At 68.9% G+C, this 20,805-nt stretch carries 17 protein-coding genes; 3 read left to right on the top strand and 14 right to left on the bottom strand.

The genetic code is table 11. From position 1 onward, the window contains the following. Positions 1-22: 22 nt before the first annotated feature. From nuoN to NNI01S_RS14735, 14 genes are all read right to left on the bottom strand, one after another. Positions 23-1,648: an NADH-quinone oxidoreductase subunit NuoN gene (gene nuoN / locus NNI01S_RS14800; protein WP_063020676.1), complete on the bottom strand. Its 1,626-nt coding sequence runs from the start codon at positions 1,646-1,648 to the stop codon at positions 23-25. Further along, positions 1,645-3,264 (bottom strand): NADH-quinone oxidoreductase subunit M, encoded by a 1,620-nt coding sequence (locus NNI01S_RS14795; RefSeq protein WP_169812972.1) that lies wholly within the window; start codon positions 3,262-3,264, stop codon positions 1,645-1,647. The genes nuoN and NNI01S_RS14795 overlap by 4 nt, the downstream gene beginning before the upstream one ends. After that, the gene (nuoL, locus tag NNI01S_RS14790) at positions 3,261-5,147 is read right to left on the bottom strand and encodes an NADH-quinone oxidoreductase subunit L (RefSeq protein ID WP_063020674.1); all 1,887 of its coding nucleotides are present in this window, start codon (positions 5,145-5,147) and stop codon (positions 3,261-3,263) included. Before nuoL ends, NNI01S_RS14795 begins: the two co-directional genes overlap by 4 nt. A gap of 1 nt (position 5,148) precedes the next feature. After that, positions 5,149-5,448: an NADH-quinone oxidoreductase subunit NuoK gene (gene nuoK, locus NNI01S_RS14785; protein ID WP_040866745.1), complete on the bottom strand. Its 300-nt coding sequence runs from the start codon at positions 5,446-5,448 to the stop codon at positions 5,149-5,151. After that, positions 5,445-6,275, bottom strand: a complete 831-nt coding sequence (locus NNI01S_RS14780) for an NADH-quinone oxidoreductase subunit J (protein WP_063020673.1) — start codon at positions 6,273-6,275, stop codon at positions 5,445-5,447. The genes nuoK and NNI01S_RS14780 overlap by 4 nt, the downstream gene beginning before the upstream one ends. Next, positions 6,272-8,176 (bottom strand): NADH-quinone oxidoreductase subunit NuoH, encoded by a 1,905-nt coding sequence (gene nuoH, locus NNI01S_RS14775; RefSeq protein ID WP_084488802.1) that lies wholly within the window; start codon positions 8,174-8,176, stop codon positions 6,272-6,274. Before nuoH ends, NNI01S_RS14780 begins: the two co-directional genes overlap by 4 nt. After that, positions 8,169-10,706 carry an NADH-quinone oxidoreductase subunit G gene (locus NNI01S_RS14770; protein ID WP_084488801.1) on the bottom strand — a complete coding sequence of 846 codons (2,538 nt, stop codon included), beginning with the start codon at positions 10,704-10,706 and terminating at the stop codon, positions 8,169-8,171. Before NNI01S_RS14770 ends, nuoH begins: the two co-directional genes overlap by 8 nt. After that, positions 10,703-12,025, bottom strand: coding sequence for an NADH-quinone oxidoreductase subunit NuoF (nuoF, locus tag NNI01S_RS14765; protein WP_063020672.1), 1,323 nt, complete (start codon positions 12,023-12,025; stop codon positions 10,703-10,705). The genes NNI01S_RS14770 and nuoF overlap by 4 nt, the downstream gene beginning before the upstream one ends. Beyond that, positions 12,022-12,789 carry an NADH-quinone oxidoreductase subunit NuoE gene (gene nuoE / locus NNI01S_RS14760; RefSeq protein WP_063020671.1) on the bottom strand — a complete coding sequence of 256 codons (768 nt, stop codon included), beginning with the start codon at positions 12,787-12,789 and terminating at the stop codon, positions 12,022-12,024. The genes nuoF and nuoE overlap by 4 nt, the downstream gene beginning before the upstream one ends. Beyond that, the gene (nuoD, locus tag NNI01S_RS14755) at positions 12,786-14,111 is read right to left on the bottom strand and encodes an NADH dehydrogenase (quinone) subunit D (RefSeq protein WP_063020670.1); all 1,326 of its coding nucleotides are present in this window, start codon (positions 14,109-14,111) and stop codon (positions 12,786-12,788) included. The genes nuoE and nuoD overlap by 4 nt, the downstream gene beginning before the upstream one ends. Continuing rightward, positions 14,111-14,887 (bottom strand): NADH-quinone oxidoreductase subunit C, encoded by a 777-nt coding sequence (locus tag NNI01S_RS14750; protein WP_174554402.1) that lies wholly within the window; start codon positions 14,885-14,887, stop codon positions 14,111-14,113. Before NNI01S_RS14750 ends, nuoD begins: the two co-directional genes overlap by 1 nt. After that, a complete protein-coding gene (locus tag NNI01S_RS14745; protein ID WP_043691073.1) occupies positions 14,884-15,438 on the bottom strand; it encodes a NuoB/complex I 20 kDa subunit family protein in 555 nt (184 codons plus the stop codon). Before NNI01S_RS14745 ends, NNI01S_RS14750 begins: the two co-directional genes overlap by 4 nt. Positions 15,439-15,489: 51 nt before the next feature. After that, a complete protein-coding gene (locus tag NNI01S_RS14740) occupies positions 15,490-15,870 on the bottom strand; it encodes an NADH-quinone oxidoreductase subunit A (RefSeq protein ID WP_063020669.1) in 381 nt (126 codons plus the stop codon). Positions 15,871-16,358: 488 nt separating this feature from the next. After that, positions 16,359-16,778: an Rv3143 family two-component system response regulator gene (locus NNI01S_RS14735; protein WP_063020668.1), complete on the bottom strand. Its 420-nt coding sequence runs from the start codon at positions 16,776-16,778 to the stop codon at positions 16,359-16,361. A 141-nt stretch (positions 16,779-16,919) separates the two neighbouring features. On the opposite strand from NNI01S_RS14735, the gene NNI01S_RS14730 reads away from it, so the two are divergent. Genes NNI01S_RS14730 through NNI01S_RS14720 form a run of 3 tightly spaced genes read left to right on the top strand, consistent with a single transcriptional unit; the run spans position 16,920 to position 20,476 of the window. Continuing rightward, positions 16,920-18,461 carry a hypothetical protein gene (locus NNI01S_RS14730; protein ID WP_063020667.1) on the top strand — a complete coding sequence of 514 codons (1,542 nt, stop codon included), beginning with the start codon at positions 16,920-16,922 and terminating at the stop codon, positions 18,459-18,461. Between the two features lie 3 nt (positions 18,462-18,464). Continuing rightward, complete coding sequence (locus tag NNI01S_RS14725) at positions 18,465-18,908, top strand: hypothetical protein (RefSeq protein ID WP_063020666.1); 444 nt, start codon at positions 18,465-18,467, stop codon at positions 18,906-18,908. Then, entirely contained in the window at positions 18,905-20,476 is a 1,572-nt protein-coding gene (locus NNI01S_RS14720; protein WP_063020665.1) for an FHA domain-containing protein, read from the top strand. The genes NNI01S_RS14725 and NNI01S_RS14720 overlap by 4 nt, the downstream gene beginning before the upstream one ends. The last annotated feature ends 329 nt before the right edge of the window (positions 20,477-20,805 follow it).

Below are 20,805 nucleotides of genomic sequence, written 5' to 3'. Positions count from 1 at the left end.
GTGGTGGCAACGCCGCGCCGGGTCAGCGCACGAAGCTCGCCGCCTGGCCCGCGAGGTCGAGCAGCGGCTGCGGGAAGACGCCGAGCGCGAAGGTGACTGCCGCTGTGACCGCCACGATCGTCGTCGTCAGCGGTGGAGACACCAGCACCGGAGCGTCGGCGGGCGGGTCGGTGAAGAACATCAGGACGATAACCCGCAGATAGAAGAAGGCCGCGATGGCGCTGCAGATCACGCCGATGACGACCAGCGGTGTAGCACCGCCCGAGGCGGCGGCCTCGAAGACGGCGAACTTGCTGACGAAGCCGCTGGTGAGCGGCAGCCCGGCGAAGGAAAGCAGGAACAGCGCGAAGATCGTGGCCAGCCAGGGGGAGCGGCGTCCGAGCCCGGCCCATCGCGGCAGACCGGTCGCCTCGTCGCCGTCCGGTTCCCGGACCAGGCTGACCACGGCGAACGCCCCGAGCGTGCCGATGCCGTAGGCGGCCAGGTAGAACAGCACCGCCGCGACACCGCGGTCGTTGGCCGCCACCGGGCCGGTGAGCAGGAAACCGGCATGCGCCACCGAGGAATACGCGAGCATTCGTTTGACGTCGGTCTGCGTGATCGCCATGACCGCGCCGACGGCCATGGTGGCGATCGCCACGGCCGCGAGGATGGGCCGCCAGTCGTCGCGCAGGCCGGGCACCGCGACCTGCAGCACGCGCACCAGCGCGCCGACCGCCGCGATCTTGGTGGCCGCCGCCATGAAAGCGGTGATCGCGGTGGGAGCGCCCTGGTAGACGTCGGGCACCCAGGATTGGAACGGTACCGCGCCGATCTTGAACAGCAGGCCGACCGCGAGCATCGCGATCCCGAGCACAGCCAGCGTCGCGTTGTCCGGATGCTGCGCGATCGCGTCGGCGATACCGCCGAGCCGCACCGTGCCCGCCTGGCCGTACAGCAGCGCGACGCCGTAGAGGAAGAACGCCGAGGAGAACGCGCCGAGCAGGAAGTACTTCAGCCCCGCCTCCTGGGAGAGCAACCGCTTGCGCCGGGCCAGCCCGCACAGCAGGTACAGCGGAAGCGACAGCACTTCGAGGGCGACGAACATGGTCAGCAGGTCGTTGGACGCCGGGAACAGCAGCAGGCCGCCGACAGCGAGCAGCGTCAGCGGGAACACTTCGGTGGTGGCCACGCCCGCGCGCAGCGCCGCCGCTTCGGCCGCGCTGCCGGGAACCGCCGACGCCTGTGGCGTGAAGGCGTCCACACCCCGCGCCCGCGTAGCGGCGGCTCGGCTCCACGTTCCCGGGCCGGACCGTGCCTGGGCGCGGGGCTCGGCTCCACGCTCGGCGATGAACAGCACCCCGAGGATCGAGACGACCAGGATGGCGCCCTGCAGGAACAGCGTCACGCCGTCGATCGCGACCGCACCGGCGACCGCGGTGGTCTCGGTGCCCGCCAGCGCGACCACGGCGGCCAGCGCCGCCGCCAGGCCGGCCACGCTCAGCACCAGATGCGTGGCATAGCGGCGGTGCCGGGCGACGAACGCTTCGGCGAGGACGCCGAGTACGGCGGCGCCGAACACGATGAGCATCGGGGACAGCGCGCCGTATTCGATGCTCGGTGCGGGGACGCTCGCGGCGAGCGTCGTAGCGGAGGCCGGGACGTTCACTTGTGGGCACCTCCGGAATGGTGGGCCGATTCCGCTTCCGTCGGTGTCGACGGTGCGGGATCGTTGCGGCCGATGGTGGTGAGCGTCTGGCTCACCGCGGGATTGATGAAGTCGGTCAGGACTTTCGGATAGATGCCCAGAAACAGCAGCGCGACGATCAGCGGGACAACCACGACGACTTCGCGCGGCGCGAGATCATGGATTCGCTCGTTGCCCTTCTGCACCGGCCCCGTCATCATCCGCTGGTAGAGCCACAGGATGTAGAGGGCCGCGAGCACCAGCGCGCTGGCGGCGACCACGGCGGCGAACTGGTAGCGGGTGAACGTCCCGATCAGAACGAGGAATTCGCTCACGAAGGGAGCGAGCCCAGGCAGCGACAGCGTCGCCAGGCCGGCGATGAAGAAGGTGCCTGCGAGCACGGGAGCCACCTTCTGCACGCCGCCGTACTCGGCGATGAGCCGGGTACCTCGCCGCGAGACCAGGAATCCGGCCACCAGGAACAGCGCGGCGGTCGAGATGCCGTGGTTGACCATGTAGAGCGTCGCGCCGGTTTGACCCTGGCTGGTCATCGCGAAGACGCCGAGGATGATGAAGCCGAAGTGGGAGATCGAGGTGTAGGCGATCAGGCGCATCACGTCGGTCTGCCCGATGGCCAGCAGAGCGCCGTACACGATGCCGATCACCGCGAGCGTGATCACCAGCGGCGCATAGGTGTCCGACGCGCCGGGGAACAGGAGCAGGCAGTAGCGCAGCATGCCGAAGGTGCCCACCTTGTCGACCACCGCCATCATCAGCACCGCGCTGGACGGCGTGGCCGCGACGGCGGCGTCGGGCAGCCAGGTGTGCAGCGGCCACAGCGGAGCTTTGACCGCGAAAGCGAACATGAAGCCGAGGAACAGGGCATTGAGCACCGCCGGGGCGGCGCCGAGCTGTCCGGCGTTGGCGGCGGCGACCACTGTGCGGAAATCGAATGTGCCCGCTGAACCCTCGCCCAGCCCTTCGCGGGCGGTGACGACGTACAACCCGATCACCGCGGCCAGCATGATCAGCCCGCCGAACAGGTTGTACAGCAGGAATTTCACCGCCGCGCGGGAGCGTTGCCTGCGCAGCAGGGCATCTCCGGTGCGCGGCCCGAACCCGCCGATGAGGAAGTACATCGGGATGAGCATCGCCTCGAAGAACACGTAGAACAGCAGGATGTCCAGGGCGACGAAGGAGATCAGCACCATCGCCTCGACGAGCAGGATGAGCGCGACGTAGGTGTGCGCCACCCGTGTGCCGCTGCCGACTTCGCGTTCGTCGTGCCAGCCCGCCAGGATCAGTATGGGGACCAGCGCCGCGGTCAGCAGCACCAGCACCAGTGCGATGCCGTCGAGGCCGAGGGTGTAGCCGGCGCCGAACGCCGGAATCCATTGATGGGATTCGACGAACTGGTACTGGACGCCTGCGGTATCGAACCGCACGGCCAGCCCGACACCGATACCCAGCACCAGCACCGAGAAACCCAGTGCCATGGCACGAGCGAGGGTGCGCTGCGCGGCAGGCAGTGCCAGCACGATCGCCGCACCGACGACCGGAACCAGCCACAGCGTCGTCAACCAGGGGAACTCGTTCACCACAACCTCACCGCCAGCAGGGCGGCGGCCACCAGGGCCGCGCCGGTGAACATGGACAGGGCATAGGAGCGCACGAATCCGGACTGCACTCGCCGGGCCCGCGCGGACAACCCGCCGATCAGTGCCGCGGTGCCGTTGACGACGCCGTCGATACCGCGGTTGTCGAGGAAGACCAGCGCCCGGGTCAGATGCTGTCCGGGTCGCATGAACGCGGCTTCGTTGACCGCGTCGCCGTAGAGGTCGCGCCGCGCCGCGACGGTCACCGCGGACACGGTTTCGGGCGCGGTCTCGGGGATGTCGCGTTGTGCGTACTGCGAGTAGGCGACCGCGACGCCGACGGCGACCACGCCGAGCGCGAGAATCGTGACCAGCGCCGCGGGCACGGTTTCGGCGCCGTGGTGGGTGCCGACGACCGGCTCGAGCCAGTTCTGCAGCGAGGAGCCGAAGACGAACACCGCTCCCGCGCCCACCGAACCGAGAGCGAGCAGGATCATCGGGCCCGTCATCACCGCGGGCGACTCGTGCGGGTGGGTGTCGGGCTTCCACCGGCGCTCGCCGAAGAACGTCATCAACATCACCCGCGTCATGTAGAACGCGGTCAGGCCCGCACCGAGCAACGCCGCCAGGCCCAGCGCGATCCCGCCCACACCGCCTTGGTTGAACGCCGCCTCGATGATCCGGTCCTTGGAGAAGAATCCGGCGAACGGCGGCACCCCGATGATCGCCAGATAGCCGAGGCCGAAGGTGACGTAGGTGATCGGCAGCAGCGTGCGCAGTCCCCCGTAGCGGCGCATGTCGGTTTCGTCGTCCATCGCGTGCATGACCGAACCGGCCCCGAGGAACAGCCCGGCCTTGAAGAACCCGTGGGTGAGCAGGTGCATGATGGCGAAGGCGTAGCCGGCGGGTCCGAGTCCGGCGGCCAGCACCATGTAGCCGATCTGGCTCATCGTCGAGGCGGCCAGCGCCTTCTTGATGTCGTCTTTCGCGCAGCCGATGATCGCGCCGAACAGCAGGGTGACCGCACCCACCAGCACCACGCCGAGACGGGCGCCGGGCGCGAGATCGAAGATCGCGTGGGAACGCGCGATCAGGTACACGCCCGCGGTGACCATGGTGGCGGCGTGGATGAGCGCCGACACGGGCGTGGGGCCCTCCATCGCGTCACCGAGCCAGGACTGCAGCGGCACCTGGGCGGACTTGCCGCATGCGGCCAGCAGCAGCAACAGGCCGATCGCGGTGAGCGTGCCCTCGCTCGCGGCGGGCGCGGCGCCGAACACGACGCCGAAGTCGATCGAACCGAACGTCGCGAACATCACCATCATCGCGATGGCCAAGCCCATGTCACCGACCCGGTTGACGACGAAGGCCTTCTTGGCCGCCGTTGCCGCCGAGGGCTTTTCGTGCCAGAACCCGATGAGCAGGTAGGAGGCCAGTCCGACGCCCTCCCAGCCGAGGTAGAGCACGAGGTAGTTGTTCGCCAGAACCAGCAGCAGCATGGCCGCGAGGAAGAGGTTCAGATAGGCGAAGAACCGTCGTCGCGCCGGATCGTGGCTCATGTAGCCGATCGAGTAGACGTGGATGAGCGAGCCCACGCCGGTGATCAGCAGGGCGAAGCACATCGACAGCTGGTCGACCTGCAGGGAGAAGTCGACCTGGAGGCCGGCCACCGGGACCCAGCTGAACAGGTCCTGGTGCATCGCGCGGTCGGCGGTGTCGCGGCCGAGCATGTCGGCGAATCCGAGCACGGCGACCACGAACGATGCCAGCGCTATCGCGGTGCCGAACAGATGACCCCACTTGTCGGCGTAGCGTCCGGTCAGGAGCAGGACGATCGCGCCCGCCAGGGGGAGGGCGGGCAGCAGCCACAGCGTTGCGGTGTCCACGTCAGAACTTCAGCAGGTTGGCGTCGTCGACCGAGGTCGAGCGGCGGGTGCGGAAGATGGTCATGATGATTGCCAGGCCGACGACCACCTCGGCGGCGGCGACCACCATCGTGAAGAACGCGAACACCTGCCCGTCGAGGTCGGCGTGCATTCGGGCGAAGGTGACGAACGCGAGGTTCACCGCGTTGAGCATCAACTCGATGCACATGAACACCACGATGGCGTTGCGCCGCAGCAGCACTCCGGCCGCGCCGATGGTGAACAGCAGGGCGGACAGGAACAGGTAGTTCTCGGGGTTCACCGGTTGCCTTCCTCGTCGCTGGGGTTGTCGGTCCCGTCCGATGCGGGCGTGGTGCCGACCGAGATGACGGCCGCTTCGGTGAGCGCCCTGGTGCGGCGGTGGCGCAGGATGGTGCTGACCGACAGTTCCTCGAACGACCCGTCGGGCAGCCGCGCCGGGATGTCCACCGCGTTGTGCCTGGCGTAGACGCCGGGGGTGGGCAGCGGAGTCGCGCGATGCCCCTTCTCACGGAACCGGCGGCGCGACAGTTCGCGCTGATCGGCGCGGGGTCCGAAGTGCTCACGGTGGGCCAGGACCATCGCGCCGATGGTGGCGGTGATCAGCAGCGCTCCGGTGAGTTCGAAGGCCCACACGTAGCGCAGGAAGATCAGCTCGGCCAGTTCGGCGATGACGTCGCGACCGGGGAAACCGATGGCGGGAAAAGTGACTCCGGACTCCCGCACGCCGTGGGCGATGCCGCCGCTGAGCAGCAGCCCGAAGCCGATGCCCACCGCGGCCGCGGCGAGCCGCTGGCCGCGGATGGTCTCCTTCAGCGATTCCGCGGAGTCGACGCCGACGAGCATCAGCACGAACAGGAACAGCATCATCACCGCGCCGGTATAGACCACGATCTGCACCACGCCGAGGAACAGCGCGTCCTGGGCGATGTAGAACGAAGCCAGCGCGATCATCGTGGCGGCCAGGCACAGTGCGGAGTGCACCGCTTTGGGTGCGAACACCATGCCGAGCGCGCCGAGCACGGCCAGCGGGGCGAGGATCCAGAACTGGACGGTTTCGCCGGTGGACGCGCGAGTCAACGGCTCCGCGGCCAGGATCAGTTCGGTCATCGCTTCGCTCCTTCCACGCCCGCGGTGGCGGTGGCGGGCTGCCGGGGCGCGTCGGTCGCCGTGGCTCCGTTGGCGGCAGGCGCGGCGCCGGGCACCCGGCCGAGGTAGTAGTCCGCCTCGTCGGAGCCGGGGTGCATGGCGTGCGGCGGGGCGGTCATCCCGGGCTGCAGCGGGGCGAGCAACCGATCCTTCTCATAGATCAGATCGGCCCGGTTGTCGTCGGTCATCTCGTAGTCGTTGGTCATCGTCAGCGCCCGGGTGGGGCAGGCCTCGATGCACAATCCGCAGCCGATGCAGCGCAGGTAGTTGATCTGGTAGACCCGCCCGTACCGTTCACCGGGTGAGAACCGTTCGGCGTCGGTGTTGTCGGCGCCTTCGACGTAGATCGCGTCGGCGGGGCAGGCCCATGCGCACAGTTCGCAGCCGATGCACTTCTCCAAGCCGTCGGGATGGCGGTTGAGTTGATGCCTGCCGTGGTAGCGCGGCGCGGTCGGCGTCTTCTGCTCGGGATAGAACTCGGTGTTCGGCTTCTTGAACATGGTGGTGGCGGTGACCGCGAACCCGGAAAGTGGCTCGAACAGGCCCGCTTTGGTGCGGGTGGCGTCGCGCGCGTGCGCGTCGGCGGGCAGCGGCGGCACCGGGAAGCCGAGGAAGACCGTCGAGTCGCCGGAGTCCGCGGCGACGGGCTCCTCGACCACCGGAAGCGTCGCCCCGGCCCGTCCCGCCCGCAGGAACTGCAGCACCAGCAGGCCGGTGACGACCAAGCCGCCGATCACCAGGATCGGAGTCTGCACCGGATAGCCCTCGGCTTGCAGCACCCGCGCGGTGGCCACCACCATGACCCACGCCAGCGAAGTCGGGATCAGCAGTTTCCAGCCCAGGTTCATGAATTGGTCGTAGCGCAGCCGGGGCAGTGTGCCGCGCAGCCAGATGAACACGAACAGGAACGTCCAGACCTTGGCGGTGAACCACAGCACCGGCCACCACCCGGAGTTCGCGCCGTCCCACATGTTCAGCGGCCACGGCGCCCGCCAGCCGCCGAGGAACAAGGTGGTGGCCAGCGCGGACACCGTGCCCATGTTGACGTACTCGGCCAGCATGAACATGGCGAACTTGAGCGAGGAGTACTCGGTGTGGAAGCCGCCGACCAGCTCGCCCTCGGCCTCGGGCAGGTCGAACGGCGCCCGGTTGGTCTCGCCGACCATCGAGACGCAGTAGATCAGGAACGACGGCAGCAGCAGGAACACATACCAGGTGCCTTCCTGGGCGGACACGATGCCGGAGGTGGCCATGGTGCCACCGAGCAGGAACACCGTCGCGAAGCACAGCGCCATCGCGATCTCGTAGGAGATGACCTGCGCGGTCGAGCGCAACCCGCCCAGCAGCGGATAGGTGGAGCCCGACGACCAGCCGGCGAGCACGATGCCGTAGACGCCGATGGACGTGATCGCGAGGATGTACAGCACCGCCACCGGCAGATCGGTGAGCTGCAGCGGGGTGGTGACTCCGAAGACCGACACCTCGGGTCCGAGCGGGATCACCGCGAACGCCATGAACGCGGGCACCACCGAGACGACCGGCGCGAGGATGTAGATGGGCTTGTCCACGATCGCCGGGACGATGTCCTCTTTGAGAGCCATCTTCACGCCGTCGGCGATGCTCTGCAACGACCCGAACGGCCCGGTCCGGTTCGGGCCGATCCGCATCTGCATGCGTGCCACGATCTTTCGTTCCGCGAGCACGGCGATCAGCGGGATCAGCATCAGGTAGACGAAGACGGCCACGGCTTTGGCGATCACGAGCCACAGCGGGTCGTGCCCGAATCCCGCGGGAGTGTAGGGATCGGAGTCCGCGGCGTACGTCACCGCGGACGCCGTGACGAGTGTGGCGAGATCACTCATGACGGTGCTCCTTCATCCTCTCGTCGGCGTGCCGCAGATGCACGATCGCGCCGGGCTGGACGGCGAGCTGCTCGGCGATGGAGCAGCCGGGCGAGTGCTGCGGCAGCCACACCACCCGCTCGGGCAGGTCGCTGATCATCAGGGGCAGCGTGACGGCGCCACGGCTGGTGGCGACGGTGACCGGATCGTCGGGCTGCACGCCGAGTTCGGCGGCGGTGGCGGCCGACAGGCGCACCACCGGAGGCCGGGCGATGCCCGCGAGATTCGGTTCGCCGTCCTGCATGCGCCCCTCGTCCAGCAGCATCCGCCAACTGGCGAGCACCGCGGTGCCGGGTTCGGGCCGCGGCAGCGGATGCGGCTGGTGGGTGGGTGCGGTGACGGGCGCGCCGTCCCACGCGCCGAGTTCGGCGAGTTCGGCGCGGGCGGACTCGACGTCGGGCAGGCCCAAGCGCACCGACATCTCCTCGGCGACGGCGTGCAGCACCCGCTGATCCGACAGCGGCGCGGTCCGTCGGCGCACCATGTCGTCGCCGAGCGCGGCGGCGAACGGGCGTGGCCTGCCCTCCCAGGTGCGGAAGGTGCCTGCCTTCTCCATGGCCGCGGCCACCGGGAACACCACGTCGGCGCGTTCGGTGACCGGGCTGCGGCGCAGTTCCAGGCTCACCACGAACCTGGCCGCGTCGATGGCGGCCAGCGCGGCGGCCGGGTCGGGCAGATCGGCGACGTCGACACCGCCGATGACCAGGGCGCCGAGCCCGGACGCGGCCTCCAGGATGGCCGTCGTATCCCGGCCCGCGCCGACGGGCAGCTCGGGCACGTTCCAGACCGCCCGAACCTGTTGGCGGGCACGGGGATCGGCGACGGGCCGGCCGCCGGGCAGCAGGCCGGGCAGCGCGCCCGCTTCGACCGCGCCGCGTTCGCCGGCCCGGCGCGGCACCCAGGCCAGGGCCGCTCCGGTCGCCTCGGCGAGGCGCACGGCGGCCGACAGCGCGCCCGCGACACCTGCCATCCGCTCGCCGACCATGATCACGGCGCCGGGTTCGCGCAGCAGCCGGGCCAGATCGGCCAGCTGGGCGGGATCCGCGCCGGGCGTGGTGATCTCGCCGGTGCGGATGGCGTCGAGCAGATGCGGCTCGGCCCCCGGCACGGCGCGCATCAGTCGGCCGGACATGCGGTCGAGCCCGCGTGAGGAGTACGGCGCGAGCGAGTAGATCGGCAGGCGGTTCTTGCGGGCGGCCTTGCGCAACCGCAGGTAGACGATCGGCGATTCTTCTTCGGGTTCGAATCCGACGAGCAGGACGACCGGCGCGGCCTCCATGCTGTCGTAGGTCACCGTGCCGTCCTGGCCCGCGACGCGGGCGGCGAGGAAGTCGGCCTCCTCCGCCGAATGCGCGCGGGAGCGGAAGTCGATGTCGTTGGTGCCGAGGGCGACCCGTGCGAACTTCGCGTAGGCGTAGGCGTCCTCTTCGGTGACCCGGCCGCCGACGAGCACGCCCGCGTTGCCGAACGACGCGGCCAATCCCTCCGCGGCGGCGGCCAGCGCCTGCGACCAGGAGGCGGGGGCGAGTTCGCCGTCCCAGCCACGCACCAGAGGGGTGGTGAGCCGGTCGGGCTCGGTGGCGTAGGCGAACGCCCACCGGCCCTTGTCGCAGTTCCACTCCTCGTTGACCTGCGGGTCGTCCCCGGCCAGCCGGCGCAGGACCTTGCCGCGCCGGTGGTCGGTGCGCTGGGCGCAGCCGGAGGCGCAGTGCTCGCAGACGTTCGGGCTGGACACCAGATCGAACGGCCGCGCGCGGAATCGGTAGGCGGTGCCGGTGAGCGCGCCGACCGGGCAGATCTGCACGGTGTTGCCGGAGAAGTAGGAGTCCAGCGGTTCGGCCTGTGCGGTGCCGACCTGTTGCAGAGCGCCGCGGTCCATCAATTCGATGAACGGATCGCCCGCGATCTGCTGGGAGAACCGGGTGCAGCGGGCGCAGAGCACGCAGCGTTCCCGGTCCAGCAGCACGGCCGTGGACAGCGGAATCGGTTTGGGATATGTACGTTTGCGGCCGTCGAACCGGGATTCGGCGCGGCCGGTGGACATCGCCTGGTTCTGCAGCGGGCATTCGCCGCCCTTGTCGCACACCGGGCAATCGAGCGGATGGTTGATCAGCAGCAGTTCCATCACGCCCTCCTGCGCCTTGTCGGCGGCGGGCGAGGTGAGCTGGGTGCGGACCACCATGCCGTCGGTGACGGCCATGGTGCAGGAGGCGACCGGCTTGCGCTGTCCCTCGACCTCGACCAGGCATTGGCGGCAGGCGCCGACCGGGTCCAGCAGCGGATGGTCACAGAAGCGGGGGATCTGGATGCCGATGAGTTCGGCGGCACGGATCAGCAGCGTGCCCGGCGGGACGCTGACCTCCGTGTCGTCGATGGTCACGGTCACCAGGTCGGCGGGAGCGGGCCCGCCGGTGTGGTCTCGCACGATGGCGGGCCCACCCGTCGCCCGGCCGCCACCGTTGATCGAATCGCTGCGCGATACCGGTTTCATCGGACCTCTTCTCCTGACTCGGCCCATGCGGTGGAGCGCGCCGGGTCGAATGGGCATGCGCCGAGCCGCAGGTGCTCGGCGTATTCGTCGCGGAAGTACTTCAGCGAGGAGATGATCGGACTGGCCGCGCCGTCGCCGAGGGCGCAGAACGACTTGCCGTTGATGGTGTCGCTGATGTCGAGGAGCTTGTCCAGGTCGGACGTGACGCCGGTGCCCGCTTCGATCCGTTCCAGCAATTGCACCAGCCAGTAGGTGCCCTCCCGGCAGGGCGTGCACTTGCCGCAGGACTCGTGGGCGTAGAACTGGGTCCAGCGCAGCACGGCCCGCACCACGCAGGTGGTGTCGTCGAAGATCTGCAGTGCCTTGGTGCCGAGCATGGATCCCGCGCTCGCGACGCCTTCGTAGTCGAGCGGCACGTCGAGGTGCTCCTCGGTGAACAGCGGCGTGGACGACCCGCCGGGTGTCCAGAACTTCACCCGGTGCCCGGCGCGCACGCCGCCCGCGTAGCCGAGCAGTTCACGCAGTGTGACGCCGAGCGGCGCCTCGTACTGCCCCGGCCGGGCGACGTGACCCGACAGCGAGTAAAGGGTGAATCCGGGTGACCTCTCGCTGCCCATGGAGCGGAACCAGGCGATGCCGTTGCGGATGATCGGCGGCACGCTGGCGATGGATTCCACGTTGTTCACCACGGTCGGGCAGGCATACAGCCCGGCGACGGCGGGGAACGGCGGACGCAGGCGAGGCTGGCCGCGGCGGCCTTCCAGCGAGTCCAGCAGTGCCGTTTCCTCACCGCAGATGTAGGCGCCCGCGCCCGCGTGCACGATCAGCTCGAGGTCGTAGCCGGAACCGAGGATGTCGTGCCCCAGGAAACCCGCCGCATAGGCCTGGGCCACCGCGGCCTGCAGGCGCCGCAGCACCGGAACGACCTCGCCGCGCACGTAGATGAACGCGTGCGCCGCGCGAATGGCGTAGGCCGCGATGACGACGCCTTCGATCAACGCGTGCGGCGAGGCGAGCATCAGCGGAATGTCTTTGCAGGTGCCTGGTTCCGACTCGTCGGCGTTCACCACCAGGTAGTGCGGTTTGGTGACGCCGTCTGGTCCGGGGCCCTGCGGGATGAAACTCCATTTCATGCCGGTGGGGAAGCCTGCGCCGCCGCGGCCGCGCAGGCCCGCGTCTTTGACGGCCTGGATGATCTGGTCCGGTTCCATCCGCAGGGCGGTGCGCAGCGCCTGGTAGCCGTCGTGGCGCAGATAGGTGTCCATCGTCCAGGACTGCGGATCGTCCCAGTAGGTGCTCAGCACCGGAGTGAGCGTCATCGCGCAACCTCCGGATCTTCTTGTGGAGCAGGGGCTTGCATACCCTGTTCGCGGGCGACCCGCAGACCGGCGAGCGTCGCGTCACCGGCGGCGCCGTCGAGCACGCCGGGGCGCTCGTCGGGGAACCCGGCGAGGATGCGGGCGGTCTGCTTGAACGTGCACAGCGGCGCGCCCCGGCTCGGGGTGACCTGCTGCCCGGCTCGCAGCGCGTCGACCAGGGCCCGCGCGGATTCGGGGGTCTGGTTGTCGAAGAATTCCCAGTTGACCATGACCACCGGCGCGAAGTCGCAGGCCGCGTTGCACTCGACGTGCTCGAGGGTGATCGATCCGTCCGCCGTGGTCTCGCCGTGCCCGACGCCGAGGTGGCGCTCGAGCGCGGCGAGGATGGCGTCGCCGCCCATGACCGCGCACAGCGTGTTGGTGCATACCCCGACGTGGTAGTCGCCGGTGGGTGTGCGCCGGAACATCGAGTAGAAGGTGGCCACCGCGGTGACTTCGGCGCCCGTCAAACCCAATTGCTCCGCGCAGAACTCGATGCCGGTGCCGGTGACGTAGCCTTCCTCGGACTGCACCAGGTGCAGCAGCGGCAGCAGCGCCGAGCGCGGATGCGGATAGCGCGCGATGATCTCCTTGGCGTCGGTTTCGAGCCGTTCGCGCACGAAAGGCTGATAGGGCTCGGGCCGGGTGCTGAGCTTGAGCAGGACTTGCGTCCCACTGGTTCCGTAGCCGCCGTTCGGGATATCCCCGTGTGTTGCCGAATTCATCGGTCCACTCCGCCCATGACCGGGTCGATGCTGGCGACCGAGGCGATGACGTCGGCGACCATGCCGCCTTCGCACATCGCCGCGACCGCTTGCAGATTGGTGAACGAGGGGTCGCGATAGTGCACCCGGTAGGGCCGGGTGCCGCCGTCGCTGACCATGTGCACGCCCAGTTCGCCGCGCGGTGACTCCACCGCCGTGTACACCTGGCCCGCGGGGACGCGGATGCCTTCGGTGACCAGCTTGAAGTGGTGGATCAGCCCCTCCATGGACGTGCCCATGATCTTGCCGATGTGCTTGGGGGAGTTGCCGAGTCCGTCCGCGCCGACCTGGAGGTCGGCCGGCCAGGCGATCTTCTTGTCGTCGATCATGACCGGGCCGGGACGCAGCCGGTCCAGGCACTGCTCGACGATTTTCAGCGACTCCTTCATCTCCTCCACCCGGATGACGTAACGGCCGTAGCAGTCACATCCGGTGGTGGTGGGGATGTCGAACTCGTAGTTCTCGTAGCCGCAGTAGGGCTGGGCTTTGCGCAGATCGTGCGGCAGGCCGGTGGCGCGCAGCACGGGACCGGTGATGCCGAGGGCCATGCACCCCTGCAGGTCGAGGTAGCCGATGTTCTGGGTGCGCGCCTTCCAGATCGGGTTGGCGGTGAGCAGGTGTTCCATGTCGCGCAGCCGTTTGGGCAGCAGCGCGAGCAGTTCGCGCACCTTGGTGACCCCGTTGTCGGGCAGGTCCTGAGCCAGGCCGCCGGGGCGGATGTAGGCGTGGTTCATGCGCAGGCCGGTGATCGTCTCGAACACGTCGAGGATGAGCTCGCGTTCGCGGAAGCCGAACAGCATCGGCGTCAGCGCGCCCAGTTCCATGCCGCCGGTGGCGAGGGCGACCAGGTGCGAGGAGATGCGGTTGAGCTCCATCAGCAGCACGCGCACGACCGTGGCGCGCTCGGGGATCTGTTCGGTGATGTCGAGCAGCTTCTCCACGCCCAGGCAGTACGCCGTCTCGTTGAAGAACGGCGACAGGTAGTCCATGCGGGTGACGAAGGTGACGCCCTGGGTCCAGTTGCGGAATTCGAGGTTCTTCTCGATTCCGGTGTGCAGGTAGCCGATGCCACAGCGGGCCTCGGTGACCGTTTCGCCTTCGATCTCCAGGATCAGGCGCAGCACGCCGTGGGTGGACGGGTGCTGCGGACCCATGTTGACGACGATGCGTTCCTCGCCCGCGCCGGACAGCGTCTCGGCCACCTGGTCCCAGTCCTGTCCCGCGACGGTGATCGTGGTGGGCTCGGGGTCGGTGACATCGGGCTCGGTGTCGGTGTCGTTCATCAGCTGTATGCCCTCCGCTCGTCGGGCGGCGGGATGCGCGCGCCCTTGTATTCGACCGGGATCCCGCCGAGCGGGTAGTCCTTGCGCTGGGGGTGGCCGCGCCAGTCGTCCGGCATGGTGATCCGGGTGAGCGAGGGGTGCCCGTCGAACCGGATGCCGAAGAAGTCGTAGGTCTCGCGTTCGTGCCAATCGGTGGTCGGATACACCTCGTAGAGCGACGGAATGTGCGGGTCCGCGTCCGGCGCGGCGGCCTCTACCCGCAGGCGGCGGTTGTGCGTGATCGACATGAGGTGATAGACGGCATGCAGTTCACGTCCGGAATCCTCCGGATAGTGCACGCCGTCGACGCCGAGGCAGAGCTCGAATCGCAGTGCGGGGTCGTCGCGCAAGGCGCGAGCCACGGTCAGCAGCTGCTCACGGTGCGCGTGCAGGGTGAGTTCGCCGCGGAAGACGATCACTTTCTCCAGCGCCGCTTCCAGGCGGACGCCGGTGGCGATGAGCGCCGCACGCAGCGCGTCGACCACCTGGTCGAAGTACCCGCCGTACGGGGCGGGCGTGCTGCCGGGCAGGGTGACCGGGCGCACCAGCCGGCCGTAACCGGAGGTGTCGCCGGTGCCGGTGACACCGAACATGCCACGGCGCACGCCGATCACGTCGCCGCCGGTCTGTGCGGAGTCCTCCTCGGGCAGGGTGCCTTCGGGGCCCGCGGTGGCCGCGGCGTCGATCGCGTCGTGCGCGGGCGGGGCGTCGGTGTCGTCGGGGGTGTCGAAGGTCATCGCAGCAGACCCTCCATCCGGATGGTCGGCGTCGAGGCGAGCGCCGCCTGTTCGGCGGCGCGGATGGCCTCCTCGCGATTGACGCCGAGCGGCATCTGTTGAATTTTGGCGTGCAGTGCCAGGATCGCGTTGAGCAGCATCTCCGGCCGGGGCGGGCAGCCGGGCAGGTAGATGTCGACCGGCACCACATGATCGACGCCCTGCACGATGGCGTAGTTGTTGAACATCCCGCCCGACGAGGCACAGACGCCCATCGCCAGTACCCATTTCGGTTCGGTCATCTGGTCATAGACCTGGCGCAGGACCGGGGCCATCTTCTGGCTCACCCGGCCTGCGACGATCATCAGATCGGCCTGCCGCGGCGATGCACGGAAGGCTTCCATGCCGAAACGGGCGATATCGAAACGGCCTCCGCCGGTGGCCATCATCTCGATGGCGCAGCACGCCAGCCCGAAGGTGGCAGGCCACAGGGAGCCCTTGCGCAGGAATCCGGCGAAATCCTCGACCGTGCTCAGCAGGAAGCCGCTGGGCAGTTTTTCCTCGAGACCCATGTTCTACTGACTCGCTTCCACTCGTCGGCTACGAATTCGGCTGCGCGGCATTCAGTCCCAGCTGAGCCCGCCGCGCTTCCACTCGTAGGCGTAGGCCACCGAGACGTTGACGATGAACAACGCCATCGCGGCCAGACCGAAGAGACCGAGCGCATCGAAGTGGACTGCCCACGGGTAGAGGAACACGATCTCGATGTCGAAGATGATGAACAACATCGCGGTGAGGTAGTACTTCACCGGAAAGCGTTGCCCGGTCACGTTTCCCGGTCCGCCGGCCACGGCATGCGGAGTGGGTTCGATACCGCATTCGTAGGGTTCCAGCTTCGCCCGGTTGCGTCGTTTCGGGCCGACCAGGGCGGATAGGACAATGGAGAACAGCGCGAACGCCGCCGCGATCGCGCCGAGTACGAGCGTCGGCACCTCGATATTCACGACTGCACTTCCCCTCCTTGCGAGCTGCAGCTGACAACAGCGTCCGAGGCGGGCTGACGTCGTTGTCCGCCTCGGCCAGACTCGCCCTCGGCTCTACCTGGAACCGGTCATTCCCTGATCCGCTTCCATGTGAGGTACGGCACAGCCTACAACCGATAGGGAACTCCGCAGCGGGTTTGGCGACGCTGTTTGATCGAATTCAGTACAAGCATTTATGACCGAAACGGTGGTAATCCGGGAAGGCGCGCGCGACGTTGGGTGAACGGTCAGTTGGCAATGCCGGGCTGTCGCGTACTGCGACGTCAAATGTGGTCCCGAGCGGGTTCGGAGTCGGGGAGGGCGACAGCGGCACAGCGACCGGGGGAGTGGAAGGGGGAGAGTTCGGAGGGCGTTTTCCCGGCCTCGGACCGCGACCGCCCCGACGGCTGGACTAATTCATGATCGCTATGAATGCCCGGAGTGTGGCCGCGGGTGAGCGCGTCTCTCGGTCAGGCCGCGGAACGGCTGCGCAGCAGCGCGACGACGGCCTCGGTGAGCCGGAGCGGATCGATCGGATGCGCCACCGCGGCCTCGGCGCGCGACCAGCTGGCAAGCCAGGCGTCGTCGGGCCGGCCGGTGAGCACCAGTAACGGCGGGCACGGATCGACCTCGTCCTTCAATTGCTTGGCGATGCCGAGTCCGCCGGCCGGACTGGCCTCGCCGTCGAGCACCGCCAGGTCTATGCCTCCGGCATCCATCTGTGCGATCACCACGGGGGCGGTGGCGACCTCGAGGTACTCGAACTCCGGCAACTCCTGGCTCGGACGCTTGCCCAAGGCCTGGATCACCTGACGCCTGGTGTCGGCGTCGTTGCTGTACACGAGAACCCGCAGCGGGGTGGAACGAGGGGAATCGGCCACGCACGGCATGGTACGTCCGCGAGGGTGGACCGCGTGGCAGGTTTGCCGCAGATCGTTCGCGCGCGTCGCGCACCGCGCGTCACCGGCGGGGTCGTCCGGCTGAAGCCGATGGCAAGCAGTCGATAAGAATCTGCCGGTAAAGTCCGCCCAATGCGGGGAGATATCACGCAGGCCCTCGTCGGCACCGACGTGTGGACCGATGAAATGCTGGGCAGCGCGGGGATTCCGGTGATCGACGTACCGTTCGTGACCATCGGCAGCGGAATCGGGTCGTTCGTCACCTACGACACCCTCCGGATCTTCGGCGTGCCCGCCGAGGCGATGGCGGTGCTCGGTCCGCAGGAGCACCCCTGGGCGTCCTACGAGTACCTCACCAGGGTGTCGCAGATCCCCCGCCGCGAGCGCCTGCGCAGCGACTCGGCCTCGACTCCCGACAACATCTGGGGTTTCCCGTCCTACGCGGTGCGAGAGGCCATCGCGGACCGATCGATCAAGCCGCTGTGGAACGTCTTCACCGAGCCGATCTTCGCCAACTACTACACCCCGCGCGCGGGCCAGGCCTTCGCCGCCATGGAACGGGAATTCCACCGCATCGGCTACACCCGCTCGCTGCACCGCGGCCACGTGCGGATGGTCCGCAAGCGCCACGGTGGCGGATACTTCACCATCCTCACCCCGCCCGCGGGCTCGACGCCGACCAAGCGGGTGGCATTCCGCAGCACGTATGTGCATGTCGCGGTGGGCTATCCGGGTCTGAAGCTACTGCCGGACCTGCAGGAGTACCGCGAGACCCACCGTGATCCGACACGCGTGGTCAACGCCTACGAACCGCACGAGCACGTCTACCAGGCGCTGCAGCGCCGTCCGGGCACCGTGCTCATCCGCGGCAGCGGGATCGTGGCCAGCCGCGTCTTACAGCGGCTCATCGACGACCGGGACTCCTACCGGCTCGACACCCGCATCCTGCACCTGTTCCGCACGTATATCGCCGGTCCGCACGGCAAGAACATCTTCAGCAGGCGCAAGGGCGGCGACGGGTGGGCCTACCAGGGTTTCAACTATCCGAAGTCGGTGTGGGGCGGTCAGCTCAAGCAGAAGGTGCGGCGGCTGCAAGGCGAGGAACGGGCGCGGGCGTACAAGGAGATCTCGGGCACCAACACCCCGATCCGGGACAACTGGCAGGAACAGTTGCGCCGCGGACGCCGGGAGGGCTGGTACCAGGTGATGGCAGGCACGATGCGGGCTCCGCGTCCCGCCGGGAGCCGCCAAGGCGTGGTCGCGACGATTCTGCCGGACACCAGCGCGCCGCTGCCGTTTCCACCGCCGACGCAACCGTTCGACACCACCGTCGACTACATCATCGACTGCACGGGGTTGGAAGCCGATATCCGCGAGCACCGGCTGCTGGCCGACCTGCTGGACCACGCCGGCGCGGGGCGCAATCCACTCGGCAGGCTGGACGTGGAGACGACCTTCGAGCTGATCGGCACCCGCAGCGGCGCGGGCCGGATATACGCCTCCGGCAGCGCGGCGCTCGGCGGGCCGTTCGTCGGTGTGGACACCTTCCTCGGCCTGCAGATCGCCGCGCAGGAGATCGCCGACGATCTGGCCGCGGTCGGGTTCTGCCGCAGGATGGGTCCACTGCGCTCCACGCGGCAATGGTGGCTGTGGGTTACGAACGCGAAGATCTGAGCGATGCTTCCTACCTTGAACGGGCGAATCCAGACCCGCATTCTCGCGCTGAGCGTGCTCGGCTTCGTCGTCGCGCTGGTCATCACGCCGTTTCTGCCGACCGGTTCGCTGAGCACCGGCCAGGCGTACCGGGTGACATTGTCGGTTCTGCTGGGCACCATTCTGGTCGGTGTGCTGTGGGAACTGCTCTACCATTTCCTGCAGCAGTTCCGCTGGGAAAAGGATTGGCCGACCCTGTTCGGTTTCATCACCATCGTCAACGAGGGGGCGCTGATGTGGGTCCTCGTGCGTTACACCACGGTGGTGCTGCCCGCGCATCTGCGTCCGGCGCTCGCGGCGTTCCTGATCCAGTTCGTCATCACCTGGATCGTGTTCTGGCTCATCGTGAACGGTCCGATGCGGGTGGTGTTCCACCGGTGGCGCTTCCGAGGCGGACGGTTCCTGTGAGCGCGCAGATCGAGGTTTTGCCCGGCGCCCACCTGGTGGCGAGCGCGAGCGGCGCCGTCGTAGTCGTCGCGCATCGGGGCGACGGCGTGGTCACGGCGGACACGGTGGCGGCCCGGACGATGACGGCGCTGCTGGACATCGTGCGCGGGGCCGTGGCGCGGGACCGCATCCGCAGCGGGCGCGCGGTGGCGCGGCTGGCCACGACCTGGCTCATGGGGCTGGCCAACGGCGAGGAGGACGAGGTCGAATTCGGCGTGATCACGCCGGTGGACAACGGTCTCGCGGTTTTCCTGCACGGTGGAGTCACCGCTGTCCTCTCCGGTGCGGGCCACACGGAAATCCTTCGCGGCCGCGACGCCGGATTCACCGTCGACCGTGTGATCACGCCCGCACCCGGCGCCGGCGCGGGGCTGTTCGTGGACGAGGCGGAATGGACGGCGGAGTCGCTGCCCGGGCGCGGCATCTTCGCGCTCGGCGAGGGGCTCGCACCGGGGTCGGGCGTGGTGTGGTGGACCGGGGCGCTGGACGGCGCGAACGACGGTGAACCGGCGCCCCGCGGCGTCGGCGCCTCCACGCGGCAATCTCAGACGGACTCCGCGCGGCAAGCGCCGGCCGAGTCGCGTCCGGTATCCGCACCCGAACCGCAGCGAAGCCCGGAGCCACAGCACACCGGACGAGCGGCGTCCGTGCCGCACTCCGTTTCGGCCTCGGCGATGCCGGACCCGGCGGCGGTCGCGGGAGGCAGGGCCGCCGGACCGCAAGCACCGCCCGCACGGCGTCCTGGAGCGGAGCAGGCGGCGGGAGCGCAGCGGCCGCAGGCGCCGAGCCTGCGCAAGGGCGGGGAGTCCGGCGACGCCGCAACGGAAGTCGACCTTCAGGCAGCGGCGCGCCGGGCCACGCCGGGCGCGGGCGTGACACCCCCGGTGGCGCAGCCGATACCACCGCGACCCGACCGGGCGCCGGCGCGGCCCGCGTACCGCACCGACCGGGAGCACGCCATCGCCAACGACGCGAACCTCGCCGAGACGGTGGTGCCGTCGGCCGAGGTCGTCGCGGCCGCGCTCGGGTCGACCGGCTCGAACACAATGGGACATCGGGTGATCGTGCAGGGCTTCCAGTGCGCCCGCCACCACCACAACGATCCGCGAGTGTCGTTCTGCGCGGTATGCGGCATCCGGATGGATCAGCTCACCTGCGTGCTGAGTCAGGGGGTGCGCCCTCCGCTGGGTGTGCTGCTACTGGACGACGGCACGTCGTTCGTACTGGACAGTGACTGCGTGCTCGGTCGTGAGCCGGAGTATTCCGAGGCCGTCGCGCGTGGCGCTCGCGCGTTGCGCCTGGAGGACAACTCGGGCGGAATGTCTCGCGCGCACGCGGAGATCCGCCTCGTCGACTGGGACGTCACGGTCGTGGACGGCGGTTCCACCAACGGCACCCACATCCGTCATCCCGGACGCCAGGACTGGGTGCGTGCGGCCCCCGGCCAGCCGGTCACCCTCGCACCCGGCGCCCAGATCCAACTGGGCGGACGCGTGCTCACCTTCGACTCCCCCCACGGCCAGCTGTAGGCCGGATCGGCAACCTCGAGCGGTCGCGGGACCGTCCGGACAGGATCGGTCGCCGCACCCGCTCACCGTGGCGGTCTTTTCCGCCACACGACAGGGCTCGCGTTTGCTGTCGTTGATTGAGTGGTATCGACAGTCGAACACCGAGGAAGCCCGTGACCGGCGTGAGGCGGAATGGTTGCGCAGGAAAGCGGAATGGGAGCAGCGCGGGCAAGGCGACGGCTGATCCTTGATCGCAACCGTCGATCGCCGAGAGGCCTCGCTGGTGCGGGGCCTCTCGGCTCCTCGGACGGGAGCACAAGGTGGGGAAGCGATTACCGCCGACCCGATCG

The sequence above is a fragment of the Nocardia niwae NBRC 108934 = DSM 45340 genome, assembly GCF_001613465.1.
GTDB classification, from domain to species: domain Bacteria; phylum Actinomycetota; class Actinomycetes; order Mycobacteriales; family Mycobacteriaceae; genus Nocardia; species Nocardia niwae.
The sequence above is the reverse complement of the archived record's forward strand: the minus strand, read 5'-3'. Positions and strand labels throughout refer to the sequence as shown.

Bases quoted from the DNA above. Each gene is read 5' to 3' on its own strand.
- NNI01S_RS14745 (WP_043691073.1), bottom strand. From the start codon at position 15,438: ATGGGTCTCGAGGAAAAACTGCCCAGCGGCTTCCTGCTGAGCACGGTC.
- nuoD (WP_063020670.1), bottom strand. From the start codon at position 14,111: ATGAACGACACCGACACCGAGCCCGATGTCACCGACCCCGAGCCCACC.
- nuoH (WP_084488802.1), bottom strand. From the start codon at position 8,176: ATGAGTGATCTCGCCACACTCGTCACGGCGTCCGCGGTGACGTACGCC.
- NNI01S_RS14725 (WP_063020666.1), top strand. From the start codon at position 18,465: ATGCTTCCTACCTTGAACGGGCGAATCCAGACCCGCATTCTCGCGCTG.
- nuoE (WP_063020671.1), bottom strand. From the start codon at position 12,789: ATGAATTCGGCAACACACGGGGATATCCCGAACGGCGGCTACGGAACC.
- NNI01S_RS14735 (WP_063020668.1), bottom strand. From the start codon at position 16,778: ATGCCGTGCGTGGCCGATTCCCCTCGTTCCACCCCGCTGCGGGTTCTC.
- nuoF (WP_063020672.1), bottom strand. From the start codon at position 12,025: ATGACGCTCACTCCGGTGCTGAGCACCTACTGGGACGATCCGCAGTCC.
- NNI01S_RS14780 (WP_063020673.1), bottom strand. From the start codon at position 6,275: ATGACCGAACTGATCCTGGCCGCGGAGCCGTTGACTCGCGCGTCCACC.
- NNI01S_RS14750 (WP_174554402.1), bottom strand. From the start codon at position 14,887: ATGACCTTCGACACCCCCGACGACACCGACGCCCCGCCCGCGCACGAC.
- NNI01S_RS14770 (WP_084488801.1), bottom strand. From the start codon at position 10,706: ATGAAACCGGTATCGCGCAGCGATTCGATCAACGGTGGCGGCCGGGCG.
- NNI01S_RS14730 (WP_063020667.1), top strand. From the start codon at position 16,920: ATGCGGGGAGATATCACGCAGGCCCTCGTCGGCACCGACGTGTGGACC.